Annotated in this window: 19 protein-coding genes and 1 pseudogene; 5 read left to right on the forward strand and 15 right to left on the reverse strand. The window is 53.4% G+C overall.

The genetic code is table 11. The annotated features are described in order from the left end of the window. Positions 1 to 212: 212 nt before the first annotated feature. Positions 213 to 944 carry a biosynthetic peptidoglycan transglycosylase gene (locus tag PXT33_RS03610; protein ID WP_242960029.1) on the reverse strand — a complete coding sequence of 244 codons (732 nt, stop codon included), beginning with the start codon at positions 942 to 944 and terminating at the stop codon, positions 213 to 215. Positions 945 to 1,336: 392 nt separating this feature from the next. Here PXT33_RS03610 and PXT33_RS03615 point away from each other — a divergent pair, with 392 nt between their 5' ends. Together PXT33_RS03615 and PXT33_RS03620 are read left to right on the forward strand one after the other, a co-directional pair. Then, a complete protein-coding gene (locus PXT33_RS03615) occupies positions 1,337 to 1,468 on the forward strand; it encodes a hypothetical protein (RefSeq protein WP_005942280.1) in 132 nt (43 codons plus the stop codon). A 112-nt stretch (positions 1,469 to 1,580) separates the two neighbouring features. After that, complete coding sequence (locus PXT33_RS03620; RefSeq protein WP_332375970.1) at positions 1,581 to 2,870, forward strand: O-acetylhomoserine aminocarboxypropyltransferase/cysteine synthase family protein; 1,290 nt, start codon at positions 1,581 to 1,583, stop codon at positions 2,868 to 2,870. 145 nt (positions 2,871 to 3,015) lie between these two features. On the opposite strand, the gene PXT33_RS03625 is transcribed toward PXT33_RS03620, so the two are convergent. From PXT33_RS03625 to PXT33_RS03640, 4 genes are all read right to left on the reverse strand, one after another. Beyond that, positions 3,016 to 3,882 (reverse strand): carbohydrate ABC transporter permease, encoded by an 867-nt coding sequence (locus PXT33_RS03625; RefSeq protein ID WP_044953743.1) that lies wholly within the window; start codon positions 3,880 to 3,882, stop codon positions 3,016 to 3,018. Between the two features lie 2 nt (positions 3,883 to 3,884). Then, positions 3,885 to 4,856, reverse strand: coding sequence for a carbohydrate ABC transporter permease (locus PXT33_RS03630; RefSeq protein WP_294648529.1), 972 nt, complete (start codon positions 4,854 to 4,856; stop codon positions 3,885 to 3,887). A 102-nt stretch (positions 4,857 to 4,958) separates the two neighbouring features. Then, entirely contained in the window at positions 4,959 to 6,395 is a 1,437-nt protein-coding gene (locus PXT33_RS03635) for a twin-arginine translocation signal domain-containing protein (RefSeq protein ID WP_180806680.1), read from the reverse strand. 85 nt (positions 6,396 to 6,480) lie between these two features. Continuing rightward, complete coding sequence (locus tag PXT33_RS03640) at positions 6,481 to 7,488, reverse strand: LacI family DNA-binding transcriptional regulator (RefSeq protein ID WP_332375971.1); 1,008 nt, start codon at positions 7,486 to 7,488, stop codon at positions 6,481 to 6,483. A 314-nt stretch (positions 7,489 to 7,802) separates the two neighbouring features. On the opposite strand from PXT33_RS03640, the gene PXT33_RS03645 reads away from it, so the two are divergent. After that, the gene (locus tag PXT33_RS03645) at positions 7,803 to 7,991 is read left to right on the forward strand and encodes a hypothetical protein (RefSeq protein ID WP_332375972.1); all 189 of its coding nucleotides are present in this window, start codon (positions 7,803 to 7,805) and stop codon (positions 7,989 to 7,991) included. A 16-nt stretch (positions 7,992 to 8,007) separates the two neighbouring features. Next, a complete protein-coding gene (locus PXT33_RS03650; RefSeq protein WP_332375973.1) occupies positions 8,008 to 10,443 on the forward strand; it encodes a GH36-type glycosyl hydrolase domain-containing protein in 2,436 nt (811 codons plus the stop codon). 274 nt (positions 10,444 to 10,717) lie between these two features. On the opposite strand, the gene PXT33_RS03655 is transcribed toward PXT33_RS03650, so the two are convergent. The 6 genes and pseudogenes from PXT33_RS03655 to PXT33_RS03680 form a co-directional block, all read right to left on the reverse strand. Continuing rightward, entirely contained in the window at positions 10,718 to 11,866 is a 1,149-nt protein-coding gene (locus tag PXT33_RS03655) for a M20/M25/M40 family metallo-hydrolase (RefSeq protein WP_291014862.1), read from the reverse strand. Positions 11,867 to 11,934: 68 nt separating this feature from the next. Continuing rightward, positions 11,935 to 12,159: pseudogene (locus PXT33_RS03660) on the reverse strand (family 1 glycosylhydrolase); the annotation flags it as partial. Positions 12,160 to 12,175: 16 nt separating this feature from the next. Then, positions 12,176 to 12,394: a DUF6061 family protein gene (locus PXT33_RS03665; protein ID WP_298638989.1), complete on the reverse strand. Its 219-nt coding sequence runs from the start codon at positions 12,392 to 12,394 to the stop codon at positions 12,176 to 12,178. Positions 12,395 to 12,493: 99 nt separating this feature from the next. Beyond that, positions 12,494 to 14,155 carry a recombinase family protein gene (locus PXT33_RS03670; RefSeq protein ID WP_332375974.1) on the reverse strand — a complete coding sequence of 554 codons (1,662 nt, stop codon included), beginning with the start codon at positions 14,153 to 14,155 and terminating at the stop codon, positions 12,494 to 12,496. Between the two features lie 144 nt (positions 14,156 to 14,299). Next, positions 14,300 to 14,863 carry a chromate transporter gene (locus PXT33_RS03675; protein WP_015536709.1) on the reverse strand — a complete coding sequence of 188 codons (564 nt, stop codon included), beginning with the start codon at positions 14,861 to 14,863 and terminating at the stop codon, positions 14,300 to 14,302. Further along, the gene (locus PXT33_RS03680) at positions 14,860 to 15,447 is read right to left on the reverse strand and encodes a chromate transporter (protein WP_005941143.1); all 588 of its coding nucleotides are present in this window, start codon (positions 15,445 to 15,447) and stop codon (positions 14,860 to 14,862) included. The genes PXT33_RS03675 and PXT33_RS03680 overlap by 4 nt, the downstream gene beginning before the upstream one ends. A gap of 147 nt (positions 15,448 to 15,594) precedes the next feature. On the opposite strand from PXT33_RS03680, the gene PXT33_RS03685 reads away from it, so the two are divergent. Then, complete coding sequence (locus PXT33_RS03685) at positions 15,595 to 16,704, forward strand: anaerobic sulfatase maturase (RefSeq protein WP_332375975.1); 1,110 nt, start codon at positions 15,595 to 15,597, stop codon at positions 16,702 to 16,704. A 41-nt stretch (positions 16,705 to 16,745) separates the two neighbouring features. Here PXT33_RS03685 and PXT33_RS03690 read toward each other — a convergent pair whose 3' ends face one another. The 4 genes from PXT33_RS03690 to PXT33_RS03705 are packed head-to-tail and all read right to left on the reverse strand — an operon-like array spanning position 16,746 to position 21,287. Continuing rightward, positions 16,746 to 17,864, reverse strand: a complete 1,119-nt coding sequence (locus tag PXT33_RS03690; RefSeq protein ID WP_207684474.1) for a GntR family transcriptional regulator — start codon at positions 17,862 to 17,864, stop codon at positions 16,746 to 16,748. Positions 17,865 to 17,880: 16 nt separating this feature from the next. After that, positions 17,881 to 19,236, reverse strand: a complete 1,356-nt coding sequence (locus PXT33_RS03695; RefSeq protein WP_097776425.1) for a sulfatase-like hydrolase/transferase — start codon at positions 19,234 to 19,236, stop codon at positions 17,881 to 17,883. Positions 19,237 to 19,251: 15 nt separating this feature from the next. Then, entirely contained in the window at positions 19,252 to 20,760 is a 1,509-nt protein-coding gene (locus tag PXT33_RS03700; RefSeq protein WP_015536705.1) for a tripartite tricarboxylate transporter permease, read from the reverse strand. An 11-nt stretch (positions 20,761 to 20,771) separates the two neighbouring features. Then, positions 20,772 to 21,287: a tripartite tricarboxylate transporter TctB family protein gene (locus PXT33_RS03705; protein ID WP_113991662.1), complete on the reverse strand. Its 516-nt coding sequence runs from the start codon at positions 21,285 to 21,287 to the stop codon at positions 20,772 to 20,774. Between the last annotated feature and the right edge of the window lie 31 nt (positions 21,288 to 21,318).

Below are 21,318 nucleotides of genomic sequence, written 5' to 3' on the forward strand. Positions count from 1 at the left end.
CAGCATGACAGCGGCAAAGAACCGGTAAATTCATAAAAGCTTCATATAAATAACATGCTTTCGCAGAAATTCTTTGGTATGATAATGCTACCGACAGGCGGGGCCGCAACCGCCTGAACGGGCAACATGATTCCTCCTTTACCAAACCAAATACCGCAAAACAAAACACCGCGCCTTGTCTGATCCGCAGCAGACAGGGCGCGGTGTCTTGTTTAAACCGTTAAGTTTTCAGCATCTGCGGCAATGGCATCGGCCTGCTGCTGGGTGAGCACGCGGCACTTGACCATCCGCTTGAGCACCACCTGCATCCGCTTGAAGGCAAGCTCTGGGCTGCTGGCGTAGGTGGAAGGCGCATTGGGCATACCCGCCAGATAGATCGCTTCGGCATCGGTCAGCTGGGCCGGTTCCTTGCCAAAGTAGCCCTCGGCAGCTTCTGCAATGCCATAATACCCGCTGCCAAAATAGATGGTGTTGGCGTACATCTCAAAGATCTGCTGCTTGGAGTAGGTCTTTTCAAGATCAAAAGCAGCAAGCATCTCGGCAGCCTTGCGGGCCAGATGCTTGTCCTGCGTGAACAGCTCGTTCTTGGCAAGCTGCTGGGTCAGGGTGCTGCCACCCTCGGCCAGCGAGTGGGTGCGCAGGTCGGCCAGCAGGGCGCGGGCAATGGCCCCCGGGTCAATGCCCTTGTGGGTCATAAAATGCTCGTCCTCGGTGCAGATGACTGCGTTAATATAGATCTGCGGCAGCGCATCGTAGGAAGTATAGCTCCCGCGGGCACAGATGGTGTCGTACATGGAAGCCACTGGGTAACTGCTGGCGGCACTGCGGTACAGCTGCCTGCCCTGATAAAAGAACCAGCCGCCTGCCAGCAGCCCGCCAAGCAGCAGGATGCAAAGAACAACGAGCAGGCTCTGCTTTAAAAAATGAAAGAAACGATGCAGCATCGAAAAAACTCCTTTGATGATAAAAAAGAACGCTACCATAATAAACGATTTGCAGGGCGTTTGCAAGGAATAGCTTTAGTATAACAATAAAATTTTAAGGTTTTATCAATGGAAAAATAAAAATTTTCGAAGAAGCAGAAGTGTTACTCCTGTTGGAACTGCACAACGGGATGCTGCAAATGCGGGCTGCGCATCGTGCAGAAAACTCAATTTGAAAAAAACTGGAATTAACCTATTGACAAACTGGGTAAGAGAGAATATAATGCAAACAATAAATCCACAAACCTAGTGGGAAAAAGAAAGCAAAGGTTTTGCTTCCCGGTACAGAGCAGATAGAGGCGCCGGTTTGTAGATGAGTGGGAAAGAGTTTTACGGGAAAGGAGGGCACGGATATGAAGCTGATTTGGAACGACCTGCTGCATGCAAACTTCCGCTGTGGGCGAATGTGCGGTGACCGGGCAGAACATCTGGCTGTGAACTGTACGATGCCCTCTTGCTGTGCACGAATGTGTACCCGAATGTGACGTTGACAGAATCGCTTTGAATTGTGTTTGCCCGATGCGCTTTTGTATCACGCATCGGGATTTTTTGTATCAGAAAATTATACTATAAGTACAAATAGAGAGGTAAAATACTATGTCTAACTATAAATTTGAGACCCTGCAGCTTCACGTTGGCCAGGAGCAGGCCGATCCCGCAACCGATTCCCGTGCAGTGCCTATCTATCAGACCACTTCCTATGTGTTCCGCAACAGCCAGCACGCAGCAGACCGCTTTGGTCTGGCAGATGCCGGCAACATCTACGGCCGTCTGACCAACTCCACGCAGGACGTGTTCGAGAAGCGCATCGCTGCTCTGGAGGGCGGCGTGGCTGCTCTGGCAACCGCCTCCGGTGCCGCTGCCATCACCTACACCATCGAAGCACTGGCACAGGCCGGTGACCACATCGTGGCTCAGAAGACCATCTACGGCGGCAGCTACAACCTGCTGGAGCACACCCTGACCCAGTTCGGTGTCACCACTACCTTTGTCAATGCACACGATCTGGCTGAGGTGGAGAATGCCATCCAGCTCAACACCAAGGCCGTCTATCTGGAAACTCTGGGCAACCCCAACAGCGATATCCCCGATATCGATGCCATTGCAGCCATCGCGCACAAGCACGGCCTGCCGCTGGTCATCGATAATACCTTCGGCACCCCGTACCTGATCCGTCCCATTGAGCACGGCGCAGATATCGTCGTCCATTCCGCCACCAAGTTCATCGGCGGCCACGGCACCACGCTGGGCGGCATCATCGTGGACAGCGGCAAGTTCGACTGGAAGGCAAGCGGTAAGTTCGGCAACATTGCTGACCCCAACCCCAGCTATCACGGCGTTTCCTTTGCCGATGCAGCAGGCCCCGCAGCTTTTGTCACCTACATCCGTGCGATCCTGCTGCGTGATACCGGTGCCACCATTTCGCCGTTCAACGCCTTCCTGCTGCTGCAGGGTACCGAGACCCTGAGCCTGCGCATCGAGCGCCATGTGGAGAACACCAAGAAGGTAGTCGAGTTTCTGGCAAACCACCCGCAGGTGGAGAAGGTCAACCACCCCTCCCTGCCGGATCACCCGGATCACGCCCTGTACGAGAAGTACTTTCCCAATGGCGGTGCATCCATCTTTACCTTCAACATCAAGGGCGGCCGCGAGGAAGCATTCAAGTTCATCGATAACCTGAAGATCTTCTCCCTGCTGGCAAACGTTGCTGATGTGAAGAGTCTGGTCATCCACCCGGCTTCCACCACCCACAGCCAGCTGAATGACGAAGAGCTGGCCGAGCAGCAGATCTATCAGAACACCATCCGCCTGTCCATCGGCACTGAGCACATCGACGATATCATTGCTGATCTGGAAGCAGGTTTCGCAGCCGTCCGCGGCGAGTAAATCTTATCCCCTTAGAACCTCCGACAGAATGTGTATGCCTTGTTTTTTCTCCTGATCTCTTCCAAAAATTCCTTATATCCTAAACACAGCAAAAGGGTCCCGGAATTTTCTCCGGGACCCTCTTGCTGTTTGCGGCAAAATGCCGTCAGCCTTTCACGCCGCCCAAAGCAACACCGCGGACGATGAACTTGGAAAGCAGCAGGTACACGATGATGACGGGCAGAATGGCGATAGCCACCATCATGTAAACCTTGCCCATATCAAACTTGAGGAAGTCTGCACTGCGCAGCTGTGCGATCAGGATGGGCAGGGTCTTTTTGTCGGCGCTGTCCAGCACCAGAGCGGGAATGAAGTAGTTGTTCCAGCTGGCCACGAAGGAGAAAATGGCCTGCACTGCCAGAGCGGGCTTCATAATGGGCAGTACGATCTTGTTGAAGGTGTAGAACTCGCCTGCACCGTCGATGCGGGCAGCCTCTACGATCTCCATGGGAAGGGAAGCGTCCAGATACTGCTTCATGAAGAAGAACACGGTGGGCGCTGCAATGCTGGGCAGGATCAGCGGGATAAAGCTGTTCTTCAGGCCCATCTTGGTGATGAGCTGCAAAAAGCCCAGAGCGGACACCTGCGTGGGCATGGTCATGATCAGCAGGATAATGGCGAACGCGGCCTTTTTGAATTTGAAGTTATAGGCGTAGATGCCGTAGGCCGTCAAGGCCGAGAAATACACGCTGAACGCCGCCGAGCAGGCGGAGACGATCAGGCTGTTGCGGATGCCGGTGATGACAGGGATGTTAGCATCGGCCAGCACGTTCTGGAAGTTGGTGATGAGCGATTTGCCCGGCAGCATCGAGAAGCCTTTCTGGATCTCGAAGTGGGTGCGGGTGGAGTTGATCACCAGCACATAGAAGAAGAACAGGCACAAAAAGCTGATGAGCACCAGCACCAGATAACACCATGCGCGGCGTGCAGCCAGTGTTGCTTTTTCCGATTGATTTCTAGGAGTGTGTGCCATAATCATTTCCCTCCTTTTGCTGCCTTTTTGGCGGCGTTCAGTTCTTTGCGCTGGGCGCGGGTCAGGCCGTCATCCTCCTTGGTAAGGGAGAAGTAGACCACAACGCACAGCACTGCACACACGAGGAACAGCACCACCGAGACTGCACCGGCCATGCCGTAGTTCTTGCTGAACAGGTGGTTGTTCAGGTACATGATCATGGTGGTGGAGGTGCGGTCCGGGCCGCCCTTGCCGTTGGTCAAAATCTGCGGCACATCGAACATCTGCAGGCCGCCGATCATGGAGGTGATCATGACGTAAACAAGGATGGGACGGATCAGCGGAATGGTGATCTTCCAGAACATCTGGTTCGGAGTGCAGCCGTCTAGTTCAGCCGCTTCGTACAGGGTGGGATCCACGCCCATGATCGCAGCCATCAGCATGATGGTAGTGTTGCCGAACCACATCAGGAAGTTCATCAGGCCGATCAGCCCGCGGTTGCCCCACACGGTGTTCAAAAAGCTGATGGGTTCTTTGATCCAGCCCATGCTCTGCAGCACGGCGTTCACCGGGCCGTTGTCCGAGAACAGTGCGAAGAACAGCATTGCAAAGGCGGAGGCCATGATCAGGTTGGGCATGTAGATGACCGTCTTGAAGAAGGTCTGGCCCTTCAACTTCAGGCGCAGATCGGTGAACCATGCTGCCAGCAACAGGGAAATGGCGATCTGCGGGATAAAGCCGATGATCCACAGGATCAGCGTGTTGCCAAAGTACTTGGGCAGATCGGTTGCGAACAGGGTAATGTAGTTTTTCAGGCCCACAAAGTTCGGGCCAATGATCTTCAGGCCGCTGCGGTAATATTCAAAAAAGCTGTAGTAAATGGTGGATGCCAGAGGGATCAGCTGGAATACCGCGAAGATGATGAAGAACGGCGCAATGAAGATGTAGCCCCATTTCGCGTAGCTGATCGACCCTTTCTTTTTCTTTTCTCCCATAGGATCGCCTCCTGATAAATTTGCGGAAAGAACAGGGGCGGGCGGGAACAGCGTCCGGCCCGCCCCTGCGTATTCACTTTTCCGTTTTAGGGTCGGCTGCTATTATGCGGGCCACACCACGTCGGTCAGCTCAGGATACTTCTCCTTGATAGCGGTCTCGAAGTTTGCCTTTGCGGTATCTTCGTCCACGTTGCCGGTAAAGTAATCCTTGAATGCATTCTGGAAGCTCTCATTCAGGCCCTGATCGTACGGACCGGCGTTGGACATATCGATCTTGGCTGCAGCCTCTGCAAACAGAGCGATGTGGTTCTGGCCGCCCAGGAAAGCGGAGCTGTAATCGCTGTTTGCGATCTCGTTCATAGCCTTCTCGTTGTTGGTGTAGTCCTGCGTATCCATGGTGATCTGCTTCATGATGGCTTCATCGCAGGTCAGCTTCTGCATAATATCCTTAATGGTCTCGATGTTGTCGCTGCCGGCTGCGCCGCAGATCCAGGTGCCGCCCCAGTAGTAGGGCTGAGGGCCTTCGCACACAGCGTAATCGCCGTAGATACCGTTGCCAACTTCTTCCTTGCCGCCCTCAGCGACAGGAGTCTCCAGAGAGTTGCCCAGCAGGGTGAAGTTGATGCCCCAAGTGGAGTAGAAGAAGCCGAACACCTTACCGGTGGGACCCTGATCGGCTGCCCACTGGCTGTCCCACAGGCTGGACTTGTTGTTATAGCCCTTATCGGTGTACTCCTTGGTCTGATCGACCCACTTCATAATGTTCTCATCAACGGTAACGGTAGTGCCGGTGACCCACGGAGCTGCCACGTTGTTGGAGAAGGTGCGGTATGCATCATCAAAGCCGGACAGCATCTTGTAGCCCTTGGCGGCTGCCTGTGCAGCTACATCATTGAACTTATCCCAGTCGGACAGGTAGGTCTGCACTTCGGCGGGATCATCGGTGCCCAGAACATCCTTGGCAATGCTGCGGCGGTATGCAAACAGACCGGGAGTTGCCTGCCAGGTGGTGCCGCGCTGGCTGCCGTCCACACTAACGATGTCCTTGGTGTACTGGTACTGGCCAGCCAGATCGTCATCGGTCAGGCCGATGTCCGCCTTGACATCCAGAACGTAATCGGAATCCACATACTTCAGAGCATAATCAGCCTCGATCAGGAAGATGTCGATCTTGTCGTCATCAGCAGCGCTGTCCTGACTCAGCAGGGCTTCGTCCAGCTTGTTCTGATAGTTGTTGTTCTCGTTGGCATTGATGGTCCACTTCACAACGGTGCCATCCTTCAGGGTGGTGGTGGACTTGTCGGCTGCGATCTCGGAAACTTCCGGATAGTAGTCGTTGAAGCGGCTCTGGAACTCATCATTCCAGCACCAGATGTTCAGCACCTTGCCCTGTGCTGCGGGAGCAGCGGAAGCAGCAGAGGAAGCCGGAGCAGAAGAAGCGGTGCTGGTGGAAGAAGAACCGCCGCAGGCAGCCAGAGCTGCACCAATGGTCACGGCACCGGAAGCGAGCAGGAAATTACGGCGAGAGATCTTTTTCATAAGGGTAAACCTCCTTCATGGTTTTCCATTATTTGCAAAAACTTTCTTCATAAAAGGTTCCGTAGCAAGAGCCTTTAGAGACATATTAAAGAATGCTGACCGACCCGCCGTCCAGCAATTTGCCGGAAACGCGGATCTGTTCGGGCAGGGTCACTCTTGGATGCTCGATCAGCTCAATGAGCTTGTCGGCAGCCGTGCGGCCCAGCGCGGCGGTGTTCTGCTGGTAAGTCACCAGCTGAGGCTTGACCACCCGGGAGAGGTAGATGCCGTCGTAGCCCATCACCGAAACATCCTCCGGGATCGAAAGCCCCTTTTCGCTGATGGCGTTGTAGCCGCCCAGCGCGGAGAAATCGTCCGGGAAGATGATGCAGGTGGGCGGCTGCGGAAGCTCCAGCAGCGCTTTGGTCTCGGCGGCACAGCGGTCAGCATCATGGTAGATGCCCTCCCGCACATAAGCTTCCGGGATCTTCAGGCCCAGCTCTTCGCAGGCCTGATAGAAACCTGCAACGCGGTTCTCGGTAACGGCGGTCTTTTCGCCGTGGATAAAGGCGATGCGGCGGTGGCCGCAGGCCCATGCCTGCCGCACCAGTGCCTTCAGGCCGAAAACGTTATCCGAGAGGATCGCCATGCGGTTATTGAACACATGATCGATCGTGACCACCGGCACCTCGCTGTTCACCAGCTCCACCACCTGCGGCTCGTAGAAGTTCACGCAGGCGATCACCACGCCGTCCACATTGCGGTAGCGGCAGTGCTCAAGGTAGCTCATGCTCTTGCCGCTGATATTGTGGTTGATAAAGGTGATGTCGTAGCCGTGTTTCTCGGCTTCCACCTTGAAGCTGTCCAGCACGGCGGAAAAGTATTCGTGGGTCAGGCCGCTCTGCCGTTCATCCACGAACAGAACGCCCAGATTGTAAGTACGGTTTGTTTTCAAGGAACGGGCGGCAGCATTGGGCAGGTAGCCCATACGGTGCGCTGCGGCCCGCACCCGTTCTCGTGTGGCAGGCGAGATATCCGGCTGGTCGTTCAGCGCCTTGCTGACCGTTGCCACCGATACGCCGCATTCCTTTGCCAGATCTTTCAGGGACGGCATCGCTCGTTTGCCTCCTTCCGAAGAACGTTTTACGGGGGATGTTCTCCGTCAAGTCCTTAATCGTTTTCGCAATTTCATGATAGCGTATTTTGTACGAAAAATCAAGCTCAAAAGAATAACTTTCATTGCTTTTGGCTCAATTTTGGCGTTTTGTTCGTTTCTGAAGAACCGAAATTGTGCATCTTGGATGGGTTTCGTTACATTTCGGTTAAAATCAAAAGATTTTCGTTGCGGTTTCGTTACGATTTTCGCCGTATATAATATTACCTATAAATTGTGTTTCAGCGTTTTCGCTTACAGGAAGCACAAAAAGCGTGCTTGAAATAAATTTTCTGAAAATCATGAAAACATACGTATTTATGAAAGATACTTTCAGAATTTTTTTAGAAAATCCTCTTGCTTTTTTGGCCTGCTTGGGCTATGCTAGAAGCAAAGAGAATGCTTTGATCGTCTGCCTTAATCGTTTTCGCAAAAGCGATGCCGCCGGGGCTGCCGGCAGCTGATAAGGAGGAAGCATTTATGAAATTCGGCCATTTTGATGATGCACGCAAAGAATATGTCATCACCACCCCGCGCACGCCTCTGCCCTGGATCAACTACCTTGGCAGCGAGGATTTCTTCAGTCTTGTCTCAAATACGGCGGGCGGCTACAGCTTTTACCGCGATGCGCGGATGCGCCGCCTGACCCGCTACCGCTATAACAGCTCCCCGCTGGATATGGACGGCCACCACATTTACATCAAGGATGGCGATACCGTCTGGAACCCCGGCTGGCAGCCCACCAAGACAGAGCTGGACAGCTACGCCTGCCGCCACGGTCTGGGCTATACCATTCTGGAGGGTGAGAAGAACGGTGTTTCCGCTGCGCAGGAGCTGTTCGTGCCCACCGGCGATGCCTGTGAGTTGGACCGCCTAACTTTGAAAAATAAGACGGATGCCATAAAAGAGCTGGATGTGTTCAGCTATGTGGAGTTCTGCCTGTGGGATGCCATTGACGACAGCTCCAACTTCCAGCGCAACTTCTCCACCGGCGAAGTGGAGGTGGAGCCGGCCATCATCTACCATAAGACGGAATACCGTGAGCGCCGCAATCACTATGCGGTATTCTGGAGCAATACGCCCGTTACCAGCTTTGATACCACCCGCGATGCCTTCTGCGGTGTGTATGGCGGCCCTGCAGACCCGCAGGCCGTCCACGCCGGGCACTGCTCCGGCAGCATCGCCCACGGCTGGGCACCGGTGGGCGCGCTGCACATCCATGTCACCCTTGCACCGGGTGAGGAAAAGAAGATCCTCTTCGGTCTGGGCTACATCGAGAACCCACAGGAAGAAAAGTTCACGGCTCCCGGTGTCATCAACAAGGAGCGTGCCCACGCCATGATCGCACGCTATGCCACCGATGCACAGGTGGACGCGGCCCGCAAGGCGCTGGCCGACCACTGGGAAGCTCTGCTCTCCACCTACCATCTGGAATCCGGCGAGGAAAAGCTGGACCGTATGGTGAACATCTGGCACCAGTATCAGTGTATGGTCACCTTCAATATGAGCCGCTCGGCCAGCTACTTTGAAAGCGGGACCGGCCGCGGCATGGGCTTCCGCGACAGCTGTCAGGATCTGCTGGGCTTTGTACACATCATTCCGTCCCGCGCACGGGAGCGCATTCTGGATATCGCCGCCACCCAGTTTGAGGATGGCAGCGCCTACCACCAGTACCAGCCTCTGACCAAGAAAGGCAACCGCGATATCGGCACCGGCTTCAACGATGACCCGCTGTGGCTCATTGCCGGCACTGCCGCCTATCTGCGCGAGACCGGCGACTGGTCTATTCTGGACGAGCAGGTGCCCTTTGATAATGATGCCAGCAAGGCACAGAGCCTGATGGAGCATCTGCGCCGCAGCTTCAACTTTACCGTCACCCACCTTGGCCCCCACGGCCTGCCGCTCATTGGCCGCGCCGACTGGAACGACTGCCTGAACCTGAACTGTTTCTCGGAGCACCCGGGCGAGAGCTTCCAGATCACCGGTCCCAGCGAAGGCCCTGTGGCCGAAAGCGTGTTCATTGCGGGCATGTTCGTCAAGTACGGCCACGAGTACGCCGAACTGTGCGACCACCTGAACCTTGCCGATGAAGCCGCTGCGGCCCGCAAGGCCGTGGACGGCGTGGAACAGGCGGCCCTGACCTCTGGCTGGGACGGCGCATGGTTCCGCCGCGCCTACGATGCTTTTGGCAAGCCTGTTGGCAGCAAGGAGTGCACCGAGGGCCAGATCTTCATTGAGCCGCAGGGCATGTGCGTTATGGCTGGCATTGGCAAGGAGACCGGTCAGGCCGCGCAGGCATTGAAGAGCGTAGAGGAACGGCTGGATACCAAGTACGGTGTGGTTCTGCACCAACCTGCATACACCAGTTATCAGCTCAATCTGGGCGAAATTTCCAGCTATCCTCCGGGATACAAGGAGAACGCCGGTATCTTCTGCCACAACAATCCGTGGATCAGCTGTGCCGAAGCCGTTCTGGGGCATGGCGACCGGGCCTTTGAGGTGTACCGCAAGACATGCCCGGCCTACATCGAGGATATTTCCGAGATCCACCGCACCGAACCCTATGTTTACAGCCAGATGGTGGCCGGTAAGGATGCCCCCACCTTTGGCGAAGCAAAGAACAGCTGGCTGACCGGCACTGCCGCATGGACCTTCTTCAATGTGAGCCAGTATATCCTTGGCATCCAGCCCACGCTGGACGGCCTGAAGGTAGACCCCTGTATCCCACACACGCTGGGCGGCTTCACCGTTACCCGCCGCTACCGGGGAGCAACCTATCACATTGCAGTGGATAATACCGCTGCAGTCCAGTACGGTGTGAAGAGCGTCGCTGTGGATGGCAAGCCCATTGAGGGCAGCCTGCTGCCGCTGGCACCAGAAGGCGCTGTGGTAGAGGTGCAGGTGACCATGGGATAACCTTTACTGCATTTTCATAATTTCTCCTTTGTGCTGTTCTGAAAGAACAGCGGCCTCCGCATTACGATCCTGCTTGGCATCATAATGCGGGGGCTTTTTGTTTGGCAGTTTATTTTGTCGGGAATACTGTTTCTGTTGTATCTGTTTTTTCACAACCTCAGCTTACAACAAAAAATGAGATAGGTAACCCCTTTCGGGGAAGTCTATCTCATTTTTTTCGTTGGAGCTATTTTGCAACAGCCCCCTACTGCCGCCAGAACACCCCATGCTTATTTCAAAAGCAATCATTTTTCTGATACTCCAGCATCAGCCCAAGAACGATTTTCAGTCCTGTGGGCAAGCTGGCAATGTCCACCCACTCCTGCCGGGTATGCGCCGATCCGCCATCTATCGTACCAATGGTATTGGCCGGGATACCCAGCGACAGCGGGATGTTGCTGTCCGTGGAGTTGGGCGTTTCGTCAGGCTCACGGCCTGTGAAGGCGCGAACAATCTCTTTACTTTTTTCCGTGAATTGACCGAGTCTTTTCTGGTCAACAGGGCCGTTGCCGGGACGGATGCCCAGCAGCTCCACCTCAAAATCGCCGCCTCTGCCATTCCAGTGCGCTACAGCACGACGGAATTTTTCTTCCATCTCTTCCAGACAATCCTGTGCGGTAGAACGGAACTCGTACAGCATGGATGCCTGCTGTGCAATGGAGTTGACCGTTGTGCCGCCCTCGATACGCCCTACATTATAGGTGGTACGGGAACGTACCGGTGGCTGGATCTGGTACAGTTCATTCACGAGTCCACACAGCAGTTGAATGGCACTGGGGTCGCCAAAATTTGCATAGGAGTGACCACCGGGCGTTTTACAGGTGATCTTATACCGATAAGAACCCACGGCACTGCTGCAGCAAAGCGGCATATAGATATCAAAAGAATAGAACCCCTGAATACGGGTGCCGTACTCGGCAAACAATGCCTTGGTACCGTCCAGATTGCCCAGACCTTCTTCGCAGGCATTCGCCACCACCAGCACACCATATTCCAGCGCGGTTTGTTTCTGGATCAGATATTTTGCAGCCATCAGCAAGTTGACGAGGTTGGCAGTATCATCGCCGATGCCCGGCGCAAATAGCTTGCCGCCCTCTTCCCGCAAGGGAAGATTTTCTACATCTGGGAACACAATATCCGTGTGGGCGGCAAAAACGACCAGTTCTTCGGTGTCCGGCCCCAGTTTGCAGATCACATTTTTAGCGCTGTCGATGCGGACATTTTCTGCCCCTTGTGCCCGGAGCCAATCCCGGCAGAATGCTGCCCGAAAATCCTCCTTTCGGGTCGGCGCAGGCATCTTTCCCAGTGTGCGCAGCAGTTCCAGCTGTTCGGTGCGGCATTCTTCTGCATAAGCTTCCACCTGCGCTTTTGTCTGTTCGTTCATAAAAACTTTCCCTCCCTGAACACGCCGAAAACCGCAGACAGTTTCCTGCCTGCGGTTCCGGCCTTCATTTAGCCTTCTAAGTCTTCACCATTGGTGGCGATACACTTCTGATACCAGTAAAAACTGTCTTTTCTACTGCGAGCCAGTGTGCCGTGACCGGCATCATCCTGATCCACATAGATCACGCCATACCGCTTGGACATTTCCATACTGCCGCAGGAGACCAGATCGATAAAGCCCCACATGGTATAGCCAATCAACTCCACGCCGTCCTTGACAGCTTCCTTCATCGCCAGCTTTTCGTGATTTTTAATCTTCTAACCCATGGCTCCCGGTTACGGTTTTCAAATATTCCTCTGGGTCGCCGTTCAGAATCAAATCGGCATAGCCCAGCGGGTCATTATAGATGAGATAATTCAACTCTGACCTCTGCGCCATGGTCACGTCCAGTGCATCCTCGACCCCGGTACAGTCAATGGAAATTTTTCTCCCATTCCGGAGCAGAAGCTCCACGCAGCCGGTGTCCATGTTACCCGCTGTTACTACGAAAGGGGAATTATTGGGTGAAGCAAAATAAGCGGTAGCCTCCCATTCCTACGGGTTGGGAACCGCGGCGGAATCTGGCGGTCAGGGCCTTACGGGTTGCGTTTGCTGATTTTTCTGCAGCCCCTTGGCAGGGCTTTGAAAAATCAGAACGCGGCCCCAACAACTCCTCCCTGTTTCAGCCGCTGGCTGCGGTCGTCGTCGTTGCTGTTCAAGTCCTCTTCCGCACCGAAAAAGAAAAACCAGTACACATTGTGTACTGGTTTTTCTTGGTGCAGTAAAGCAATCCAAATCCGAACCATTTCCCTCGGATGCAACTTCTGTCGCTTCTCCAAAGGTGACGGTCTGTGTACCTTCCTTATAGTTGAAGGTTATTAAAACCTTATCATCGTATAGATAAATCGCATTGATGAAGGTATCCACCAATGCCTGCCGCTGGTCTTTCAGGCTCATGTCCAGCTTGCGGAACCGCAGCAGCCAGAACCGGATGAACTCCTCTGTAACCTTGGGCTTTGCCAGCTTTTCTTCCGCAATGCGGGCTTCAAGCTCACGCTTGGTTTCTTCCAGCTGCTCCAGCCGCTCCTTGGTGGAGCTGGTCAGGATACCGACCTGAATCGCATTGAGCATATTCTGGATACCAGATTCAGCATCCCGAAGCTGTTTCTCATAGAGTGGAATGTTGGTGTTATCCTTATTTTGCAGTTCCATCACCTTGGCGATGATGGATTCCATAGCGGCATCGTCTTTCACAAGCTGCATGGTCTGGTTGACTACCAAATCTTCCAGCCACTGTTTGCGGACGGTCTTTTTCTTGCAGCCCTTGTGCTTTTTGGCAGTGGCACATTTATAGTAGCGGTGGACTTCACCCGTCCGGCTTGTGCCGCTTTCGCCAAACATCAACGCCCCACAGTAGCCGCAGAACAGCTTGGTGGTGAGCAGATAGTCATCCTCTGCCTTTCTACGGGCAGGGGCTTTTTTGTTTTTGGCGATTTTCTTCTGCACATCCTCAAACAGTTCCAGTGGAATGATGGGCGGGATAGCATCCGGCACGACCACATCCCGGAATTTCAGTTCTCCGATGTACCGCCGGTTCTTGAGCATATGTTCAACGCTGTTATAAGTAAATGCACCGCCCACCGGGTTCTTGATGCCGTTTTCGTTCAGCCAGTCCCGAATCTCCTTCATTGTGGAGCCTTCATTGTACTTCTTGAACGATTCAAGCACAAAAGGCGAGGTGAGAGGGTCGATGTGGAACTTCCGCTCGGAATCCAGCGTGTACCCAAAGGTTCCACGGCCACCGTTGCAGCGGCCTTTCAGGATGTTCTCGGTCTGTCCACGCACGACCTTCTCGGCAAGGTCAGCGGAATAATACTCGGCATAACCTTCCAGCACAGATTCCAGAATAATGCCCTCCGGCCCCTCGGAGATGATCTCGGTGGCAGACATGAGCTTGACGCCGTTCTTCTTCAGTTGGGTCTTATACCGGGCACTGTCGTAGCGGTTCCGAGCAAAACGGTCCAGCTTCCAGACCAGCACAATGTCAAACAGCTTCTTGTCGCTGTCCTTAATCATCTGCTGGAACTCCGGGCGGTTGTCCGTCTTGGCGGAGATAGCACGGTCAATATAGTGCTTGACGATGGTGATGCCGTTTTTCTCGGCATAAGCCGTGCATTCCCGGATCTGGCCTTCGATGGATTCTTCGCGCTGGTTGTCCGAGGAATAGCGGGCATAGATCACGGCGGTCATGGCAGGCACCTCCACTTTACACATCATTGAACGGTGGAACGTTCATCTAAGCAATGTTTCGTATAATGTATATACCACAGTTCTGCCCTGATTGCAAGCCCAATGATTTATTTTCATGATTCCAACAGACAAATTGTCTTAAGATTATATTCCGAGCAAAATGTGAAGTCCAAGCCCGGCCACGCCGCACAGGCACATGGTCAGGATGGGATTCCACTTGAGCTTCCGTAGGACAAAAAATGCCGATGCAAAACTGCCGATGCCGATCCAGTCTACGTTGGCGAGCGTCTTTGCACTCTCTCCGAACACCACCATAGACAGTATAGAAAGACCTGCACCAAAGATAAGCGCTACAATGACCGGACGCAGGCAGGCCAGAACACTTTGCAGCAGAGAAATATCCTTGTATTTACGATAGATGTAGGATAGAAGTGAAACAAAGAACAGCGCCGGTGTAATGCAACCTAGTGTTGCAATGATGGCTCCGGGTACCTGCGCGATACGCAAACCAACAAAAGTTGCCGAGTTGACCGCAATGGGACCAGGGGTCATTTCTGCAATCGTGATGAGGTCAGTAAACTCCTGCATCGTCAGCCAGCCATGTTGTTCCACCACTTGGCTCTGGATCAGCGGCATGGCCGCATAGCCGCCGCCTACGCTGAACATACCCACCTGCAAAAAGCTGAGAAAAAGCTGTAAGTAGATCATTTTGCACCACCTTTTTTCCACTGGACCAGAGCCAGCACCACGCCGAATACTGCAGCGGCAAGGATGACCACCACCACATTGACATCAAACACCGTATTTGCGACAAACGCTGCGACCATCAGGGCAATATACACCCATGAGCGGGTCTTCAGCACCTTGCCGCCGAGGTCGAATACAACATCCAGAATGACCGCCGCCACACCAGCCTGCATTCCCTTGAGTAACAACGCGATATAGCGATTGGTGGCAAAAGCATTGTAGAACACAGAAATGACTGAAAGAATGACCATAGGTGGGATGATGGTGCCCAACACTGCCACGATCATTCCAATCAAGCCTTCTACCTGCCAGCCTACCAGAATTGCAGCATTGACCGCGATTGCGCCCGGAGAGGACTGCGCCAACGCTGTCATATCCAGCATTTCCTGTTCATCGATCCAGTGCAGCTCATCTACAAATTTTTTCTTCATAAAGGTCACGATGACAAAGCCGCCGCCGAAGGTAAAGCTGCTAATGTACAGCGTACTCAAAAACAGCTTCCAAAGCCGTGCTAACCGTGTACCGTATGTTTTATTTTCATCCATACAAGTTTTCTTCTCCTTTTTTTGATTTTCGGACAACTATATTCGTTTTCTTACTATTTCAAACAGCTTTTAACTGTTACTGCTTGCGAAAGCCCGTATTTTCCGGTATCCTTGTTTTAAGAACTGCGAAGCACGGAGGGAATCTCTATGAAACATAATACATTTCTCGTCAAGCCAGCGTCCAGCCTGTGCAATCTGAGTTGCCGGTACTGCTTTTATGACGATGTTTCCAACAGCCGAGCCTGCAAAAATATGGGACTGCTTTCCCATGAAATGGCAGGAGAACTGGTTGAAAAGGCTTTTGCAGCCACAGAGGAAGGCGGCAGCGTCCATTTTCTGTTTCAGGGCGGCGAACCGACTCTTGCCGGGTTGGATTTCTTCCGGTTCTTTCTGGAAACGGAGCGTTCCATGCAGCGCAATATCTCTGTGTTCCACAGCATCCAGACCAATGGCATTTGTCTGGATGAAGAGTGGGCTTCCTTTTTCAAAGCCAACTCTTTCCTCGTAGGCCTCTCTCTGGACGGCACACAGGAGAACCATGATCTCTATCGGCTGGACGCAGCTGGGCAGGGCACATGGGATAAAGTAACTCATGCGCTTGCGCTGCTGGATGCCTACAGGGTCGAAACGAATCTGCTCTGTGTTGTGACCGGACAGCTGGCCAGAAAGCCGCAGCGAGCCTTCAAAAGCCTCTGCGAGTTGGGACAGCACAATCTGCAATTCATCCCATGTCTTGACCCACTTGATACGATTGGAGGGCAGGCATATTCTCTAACGCCGGAACTTTATGGTCGTTTTCTGTGCGGCGTCTTTGATACTTGGTATCAGCAGCTGCAACGAGGCAATTATATCAGCGTTCGCAATTTTGAGGACTATCTGCGTATCCTGCTGGGAATGCCGCCTACCTCCTGCGCTTCCTCCGGTTCCTGTGGACATTATCTTACCGTAGAAGGTGACGGAAGCCTTTATCCCTGTGACTTTTATGTTCTGGATGAGTGGAAGCTGGGAAATCTGAGCCACTGTACCGTTGAAGATGCGCTTGATTCTCCCACAAGCCAGACATTTCTGGCACAGGGCCGCAAACGCCCGGCGGAATGCGCAGCATGTGCTTATCAGCTGCTCTGCCGGGGCGGATGCAAGCGAGATTGGGATGCCTCTGGAAGCAACCGCTTTTGCGCAGCGTATAAGCAGTTCTTTGCCTATGTGCTTCCGCGCCTGCATACTGCTGCACATTTTCTGGCACAACAAAACCGATAAAGAGATTCTCCCGGAGAGCAGTACTGCCTCCGGGAGAATCTTTATTTTACCTTTTTGATCTTCCGGATGGAATGGCCATCGTAGAGGATGGGCTTCATGACATAAGTGTAGTTCCGGTCATCGCATTCGCCGGTGGAAATCATCTCCATAAGCCGCAGCGCAAGCTGACGTCCCATTTCAAAGCCTTGTTCCACAGAACAGGTAACGTCCTCCTGTCGATACGTCTCTTCCGAATAGTCAAAACAGACCAGCGAATAATCTTCGGGTACAGTCTTCCCCATTTTCTGCAGAGTTTTCATGACCAGTCGATAGATGATGTAGTTGCAGCAGACGATAGCGGTGCATTTAGGGATGCTCTTCAGAAATCTTTCAATGGAACGGACATAGCTTTCGTTGTGGGCTTCGTCCGAAATACACCACTTGATGTAATCATCGTTCAGTTCCAAACCACGATTTCGCATCGCTTCCGCCATGCCTTGAAACTTTTCTACGCTCTGGTAGTTGTCGTACACGAAGATGCCTGCAATGTGGCTGTGTCCGGCATCCATCAGGCGTCCTATCAACTGATGCGCACATTCAATATCATTGATGGTCACACGCGGACAGCGCAGATTCCGATAAAAATTGTTGTAGAATATCACCGGAATTTTGCGCCGATAAAGTTCCTTGTAGCAGTCAAGATTCGGGCTGAGGATACTCGACTTAACACCGTCCACGATAAAGCCATGAAAATTCTGATGCACCACTGTTTCCAGACAGCGGCGTTCGTTGCAGAACTTGTTATCGGTCAGAAATACGTGCAGATCCACCCGTTCCTGTGTCAGAACGCTGCGCACACCCTCAATCAGCCCCGAATTTGCACTCGTATCCTGACCTTGCAAAACAAGGCCGATCTTATAAAGTGCATCCTCGGTGTTCAAATCGCGCGTCATCACCTTTTCCCGGTGGAAATAGGTGCCGCTCCCTTTGACTTTGTACACGATTCCTTCATTCACCAATCGGTCAATGGCAACTCGAATCGTTTCCCGGCTGACGCCCAGCTTTCGGCAGAGTGCATTTTCCGAGGGCAGTCGTTGATTTCCAGAAAACTTGTTTTCGTCGATATAAGCCAGAAGCCAACGATATACCTGAGCAGATTTTTTCTCAGCAGCCGAGAGCATGGGCAAACGCTCCTTTTCAGTCGGTGATGGTGGGGCGGGTGCCTTCTGCGTGCTGTATCCAGTTCAGCAAGCGCTCACGAAGCTCCGCTTTGACGTCGGCGTATGCAGGATCTGCGACAACATTGTTCAGCTGCCACGGGTCTTTCTGCATATCATAGAGGAAGTCGTCCGCATACACATCAGATGCCGCAGCCTCGCCGCCATTGACACCGGGGGCATAGACAGAGTACATATAATCTGCCGTGCGGATGCAGCGGCCGCAGCGGCTCTCCGAGATTTGGGCGTAGACCTCATTAGCTCTATTATGATTTTTCTTTTCCACAACGTCAAGCAGATTTTCGCCGATCATCTTGTCGCCGACATCCACGCCTGCCAAAGCCAACAGAGTCTTGGGGATGCTCTCGGTGCTGACCAGCTCGGTGACTTCCTTGCCGCCCTTGAACGGGCCGCCGCAGATGACCAGCGGCACATGCAGGCAGCCGTCGTGGCACGAGCGCTTATAGTCATCGTATCCGTTCAGATGGGCGTCGCGGTTGCGGGTCTTGAAATGAGAGCCATGGTCGGAAGCGTAAAGGATAACAGTATTCTCATACAGACCCTTTTCTTTCAGTTTTTCCACCAGCTTGCCGAGGTTCTCGTCGAGGCTTGCGCACTGTCCCAGATAATCCGGATACTCTTCTGCTGCATTGCCGCCCAGAGCCTTCAAGTCTTCGGGGAGGACAAAATCCGCAAATCGCTGCTTCGAGCCGTTGGGGCCTTCGTAGTGGTTGTGGTCATTCTGATGGTGCGGCTCAATTTGGGATACGGTCATGAAGAAGGGCTTTTCGCCGGTGTACTGGTCGAGGTAGTCCAGCGCGAACTGGTTGATGCAGTCAGCACGGTAGCCCTTAAAATCGATGCGGTTGTTGTTCTCGTCGAACACATAGCCGTCGTAGCCGTGGGAGGTAAATTCCAGCACATCGGCTGCACGCCAGTAGCCGGTGTAGCCGCCGCGCAACTCCAACGGAACGGCTGTAATGGTATGGTCAATGGTCGGCTTCTTTTCCAGCTCGCCATCCGAGGCCAGATGCCACTTGCCGACATAGGCAGTTTCGTAGCCGGCATCTTTTTCCATATACTCGCCCAGAGTCTTGATATTCGAGGGCAGCATCAGGTTATTGCGGAAACAGCCTGTCTCAGTGGGGTATTTTCCGGTCTGGAACAGGGCGCGGCAAGGGCCGCACACCGGCTGGGGAGAGAAAGCATTGTCAAATTTTACGCCCTCCTCTGCCAGCTTGTCCAGATTGGGTGTGACGTTGAGCGGCTGGCCGAAGCAGCCGCAGGTATCCCAGCGCTGCTGGTCACTGAAGTAGAAAATAATGTTATATGCCACGGTCTTTACCTCCTTTTACTGTTCCACTTTCGCGTTCTTCGTTTCCTTCATCTTGCCGCGCAGGATGCCGATGATAACCACCACGATTAGCGCGATAAAAATCCAGCAATACACACTGCTGAAGAAGATTTTGGGACTTCCATCCGAGATGAGCAGGGCGCGGCGGAAGTTCGTCTCGGTCATATTGCCCAGCACCATGCCCAGCAGCACAGGGACAGCGGGCAGCTCCAGCTTGCGCATGAACCACGCCATCACGCCGAACACCAGCGCAACGCTCAAATCAAAATAGCTGCTGTTCACCGAGTAAGCACCGGCGAAACAGAAAATCACGATGATGGGGGTCAAGATCTGCTGAGGGATGGAGACGACCTTTGCAAACAGGCTAGTCAGGTATTTGCCCTGCAGGAACATGAAGATGTTCACGAGGATAAGGCCCAGCATGATGGCATACATGATAGCGCCGTCGGTGGTGAACAGCGAGAGACCGGGGTTCAGGCCATTTATCATCAGGGCCGACAACATGATGGCCACGCAGCCGTCGCCGGGGATGCCCAGCGTCAGCAAGGGAATCAGGGTCGCGCCACAGACGGCATTGTTGGCAGACTCAGCAGCCGCAACGCCCTCCACAGAACCGTGGCCGAATTCCTCGGGATGCTTGGACAGGTTCTTCGCAGTGTTGTAGGAGAACCACGAGGCCTCCGACGCACCCGTGCCAGGTACGATACCAACACAGGAACCGATGATAGAACCCATCAGCACTGGTCGGAACATCCGCTTGTATTCATCTTTTGTGATTTTGCCGTCATCATTGCCGATTTTTCCGGCGTGAAGGTTCAACTCATTCCGCTTCAGCTCTGCCTTGCCAATGATTTCCACCAGTGCGAACAAACCGATGAGGGTAACGGCAAGGTCAAGACCCAGATACAGACGGGGAATACCAAATGTAAAGCGGTCATAGCTGGTCATGGGGTCTGCGCCCACACAGGAAATAAGCAAACCAAGGCAGGCGGCGATGATGCCCTTGACAAGGCTCTTACCAGAAACGCCTGCAATAATCGTCATGCCGAACAGGCAGACCATAAAGTACTCCGCCGTGCCGAGCTGTGCCGAAATTTTTGCGACCTGAGGGCCGAGGAAGAGCAGCACCAACGCAGAGAAGATACCGCCAAAGGTAGATGCATAAAGTGCAATTTTCAACGCCGCCTTAGTGCGGCCCATTTTGGACAGCGGATAGCCGTCCAGCATAGTAGCCGCCGCGTGGGGCGTACCCGGCGTGTTGATAAGGATAGCCGATACCGAGCCACCATAGCCGCCTGCGCAGTAAATGCCCAACAGGAACATCATGCCGGGAATCGCACGCATGGTATAAGTGACAGGCAGGAATAGGATGATGCAGAGGATAACACTTAATCCCGGGATGGCCGCGAACACGCAGCCAATAAAGACGCCGAGGTTTATCCAGATGATATTTTCGAGGGTGAAAAGCAGCCCGGAGGCCGGGCCGATAAAGTCAAACAAACCCATATTCTGCCTCCTCAGAAACTAACATTCAGCACAAAGTGGAATACGACCCAAATCAACACAGCCATTGAAACTGTGATGGCATAGTAAAGGGGTTTCTTGCAGCGGAAAAAGACCAGAAATGCCAGTGCGCAGAATACAGCGCCCACAACAAACAGATCCGTGACCTCTGCCAGCAGATAAGTGACCACCAGAATGAGGACGATGACGAGTGCTTTTGTTTCCACCAAAAGATTCAGCGTTTTAGTTTTGGTCGGGCGGTGCATCACCATGTTGTATGCCTCGCGGCCCACCAGAAGGGCGCTCATGGCCAGCATGAGCCAAATCAGCATCGTCGGGAAAGCGCGGCCATTCACAACGTCTTTTTCCGAGATCTGCACCTGCTGCGGCATGATGAGCAGCAGCACGATGCCAATGACCAGAAACAGAATGCCGCAAATCAGGTCTACCGGGTACTCGATGTTCTTCTGTTCGAGCTTTGCGCCCCATTCATCCAGTTTTGCTTCGGCACGTTCTATCAGATTTTTCACTTGTTTCAACTCCTTTTGAAAACATAAAAGC

This window comes from Faecalibacterium taiwanense, from assembly GCF_036632915.2.
GTDB lineage: Bacteria > Bacillota > Clostridia > Oscillospirales > Ruminococcaceae > Faecalibacterium > Faecalibacterium taiwanense.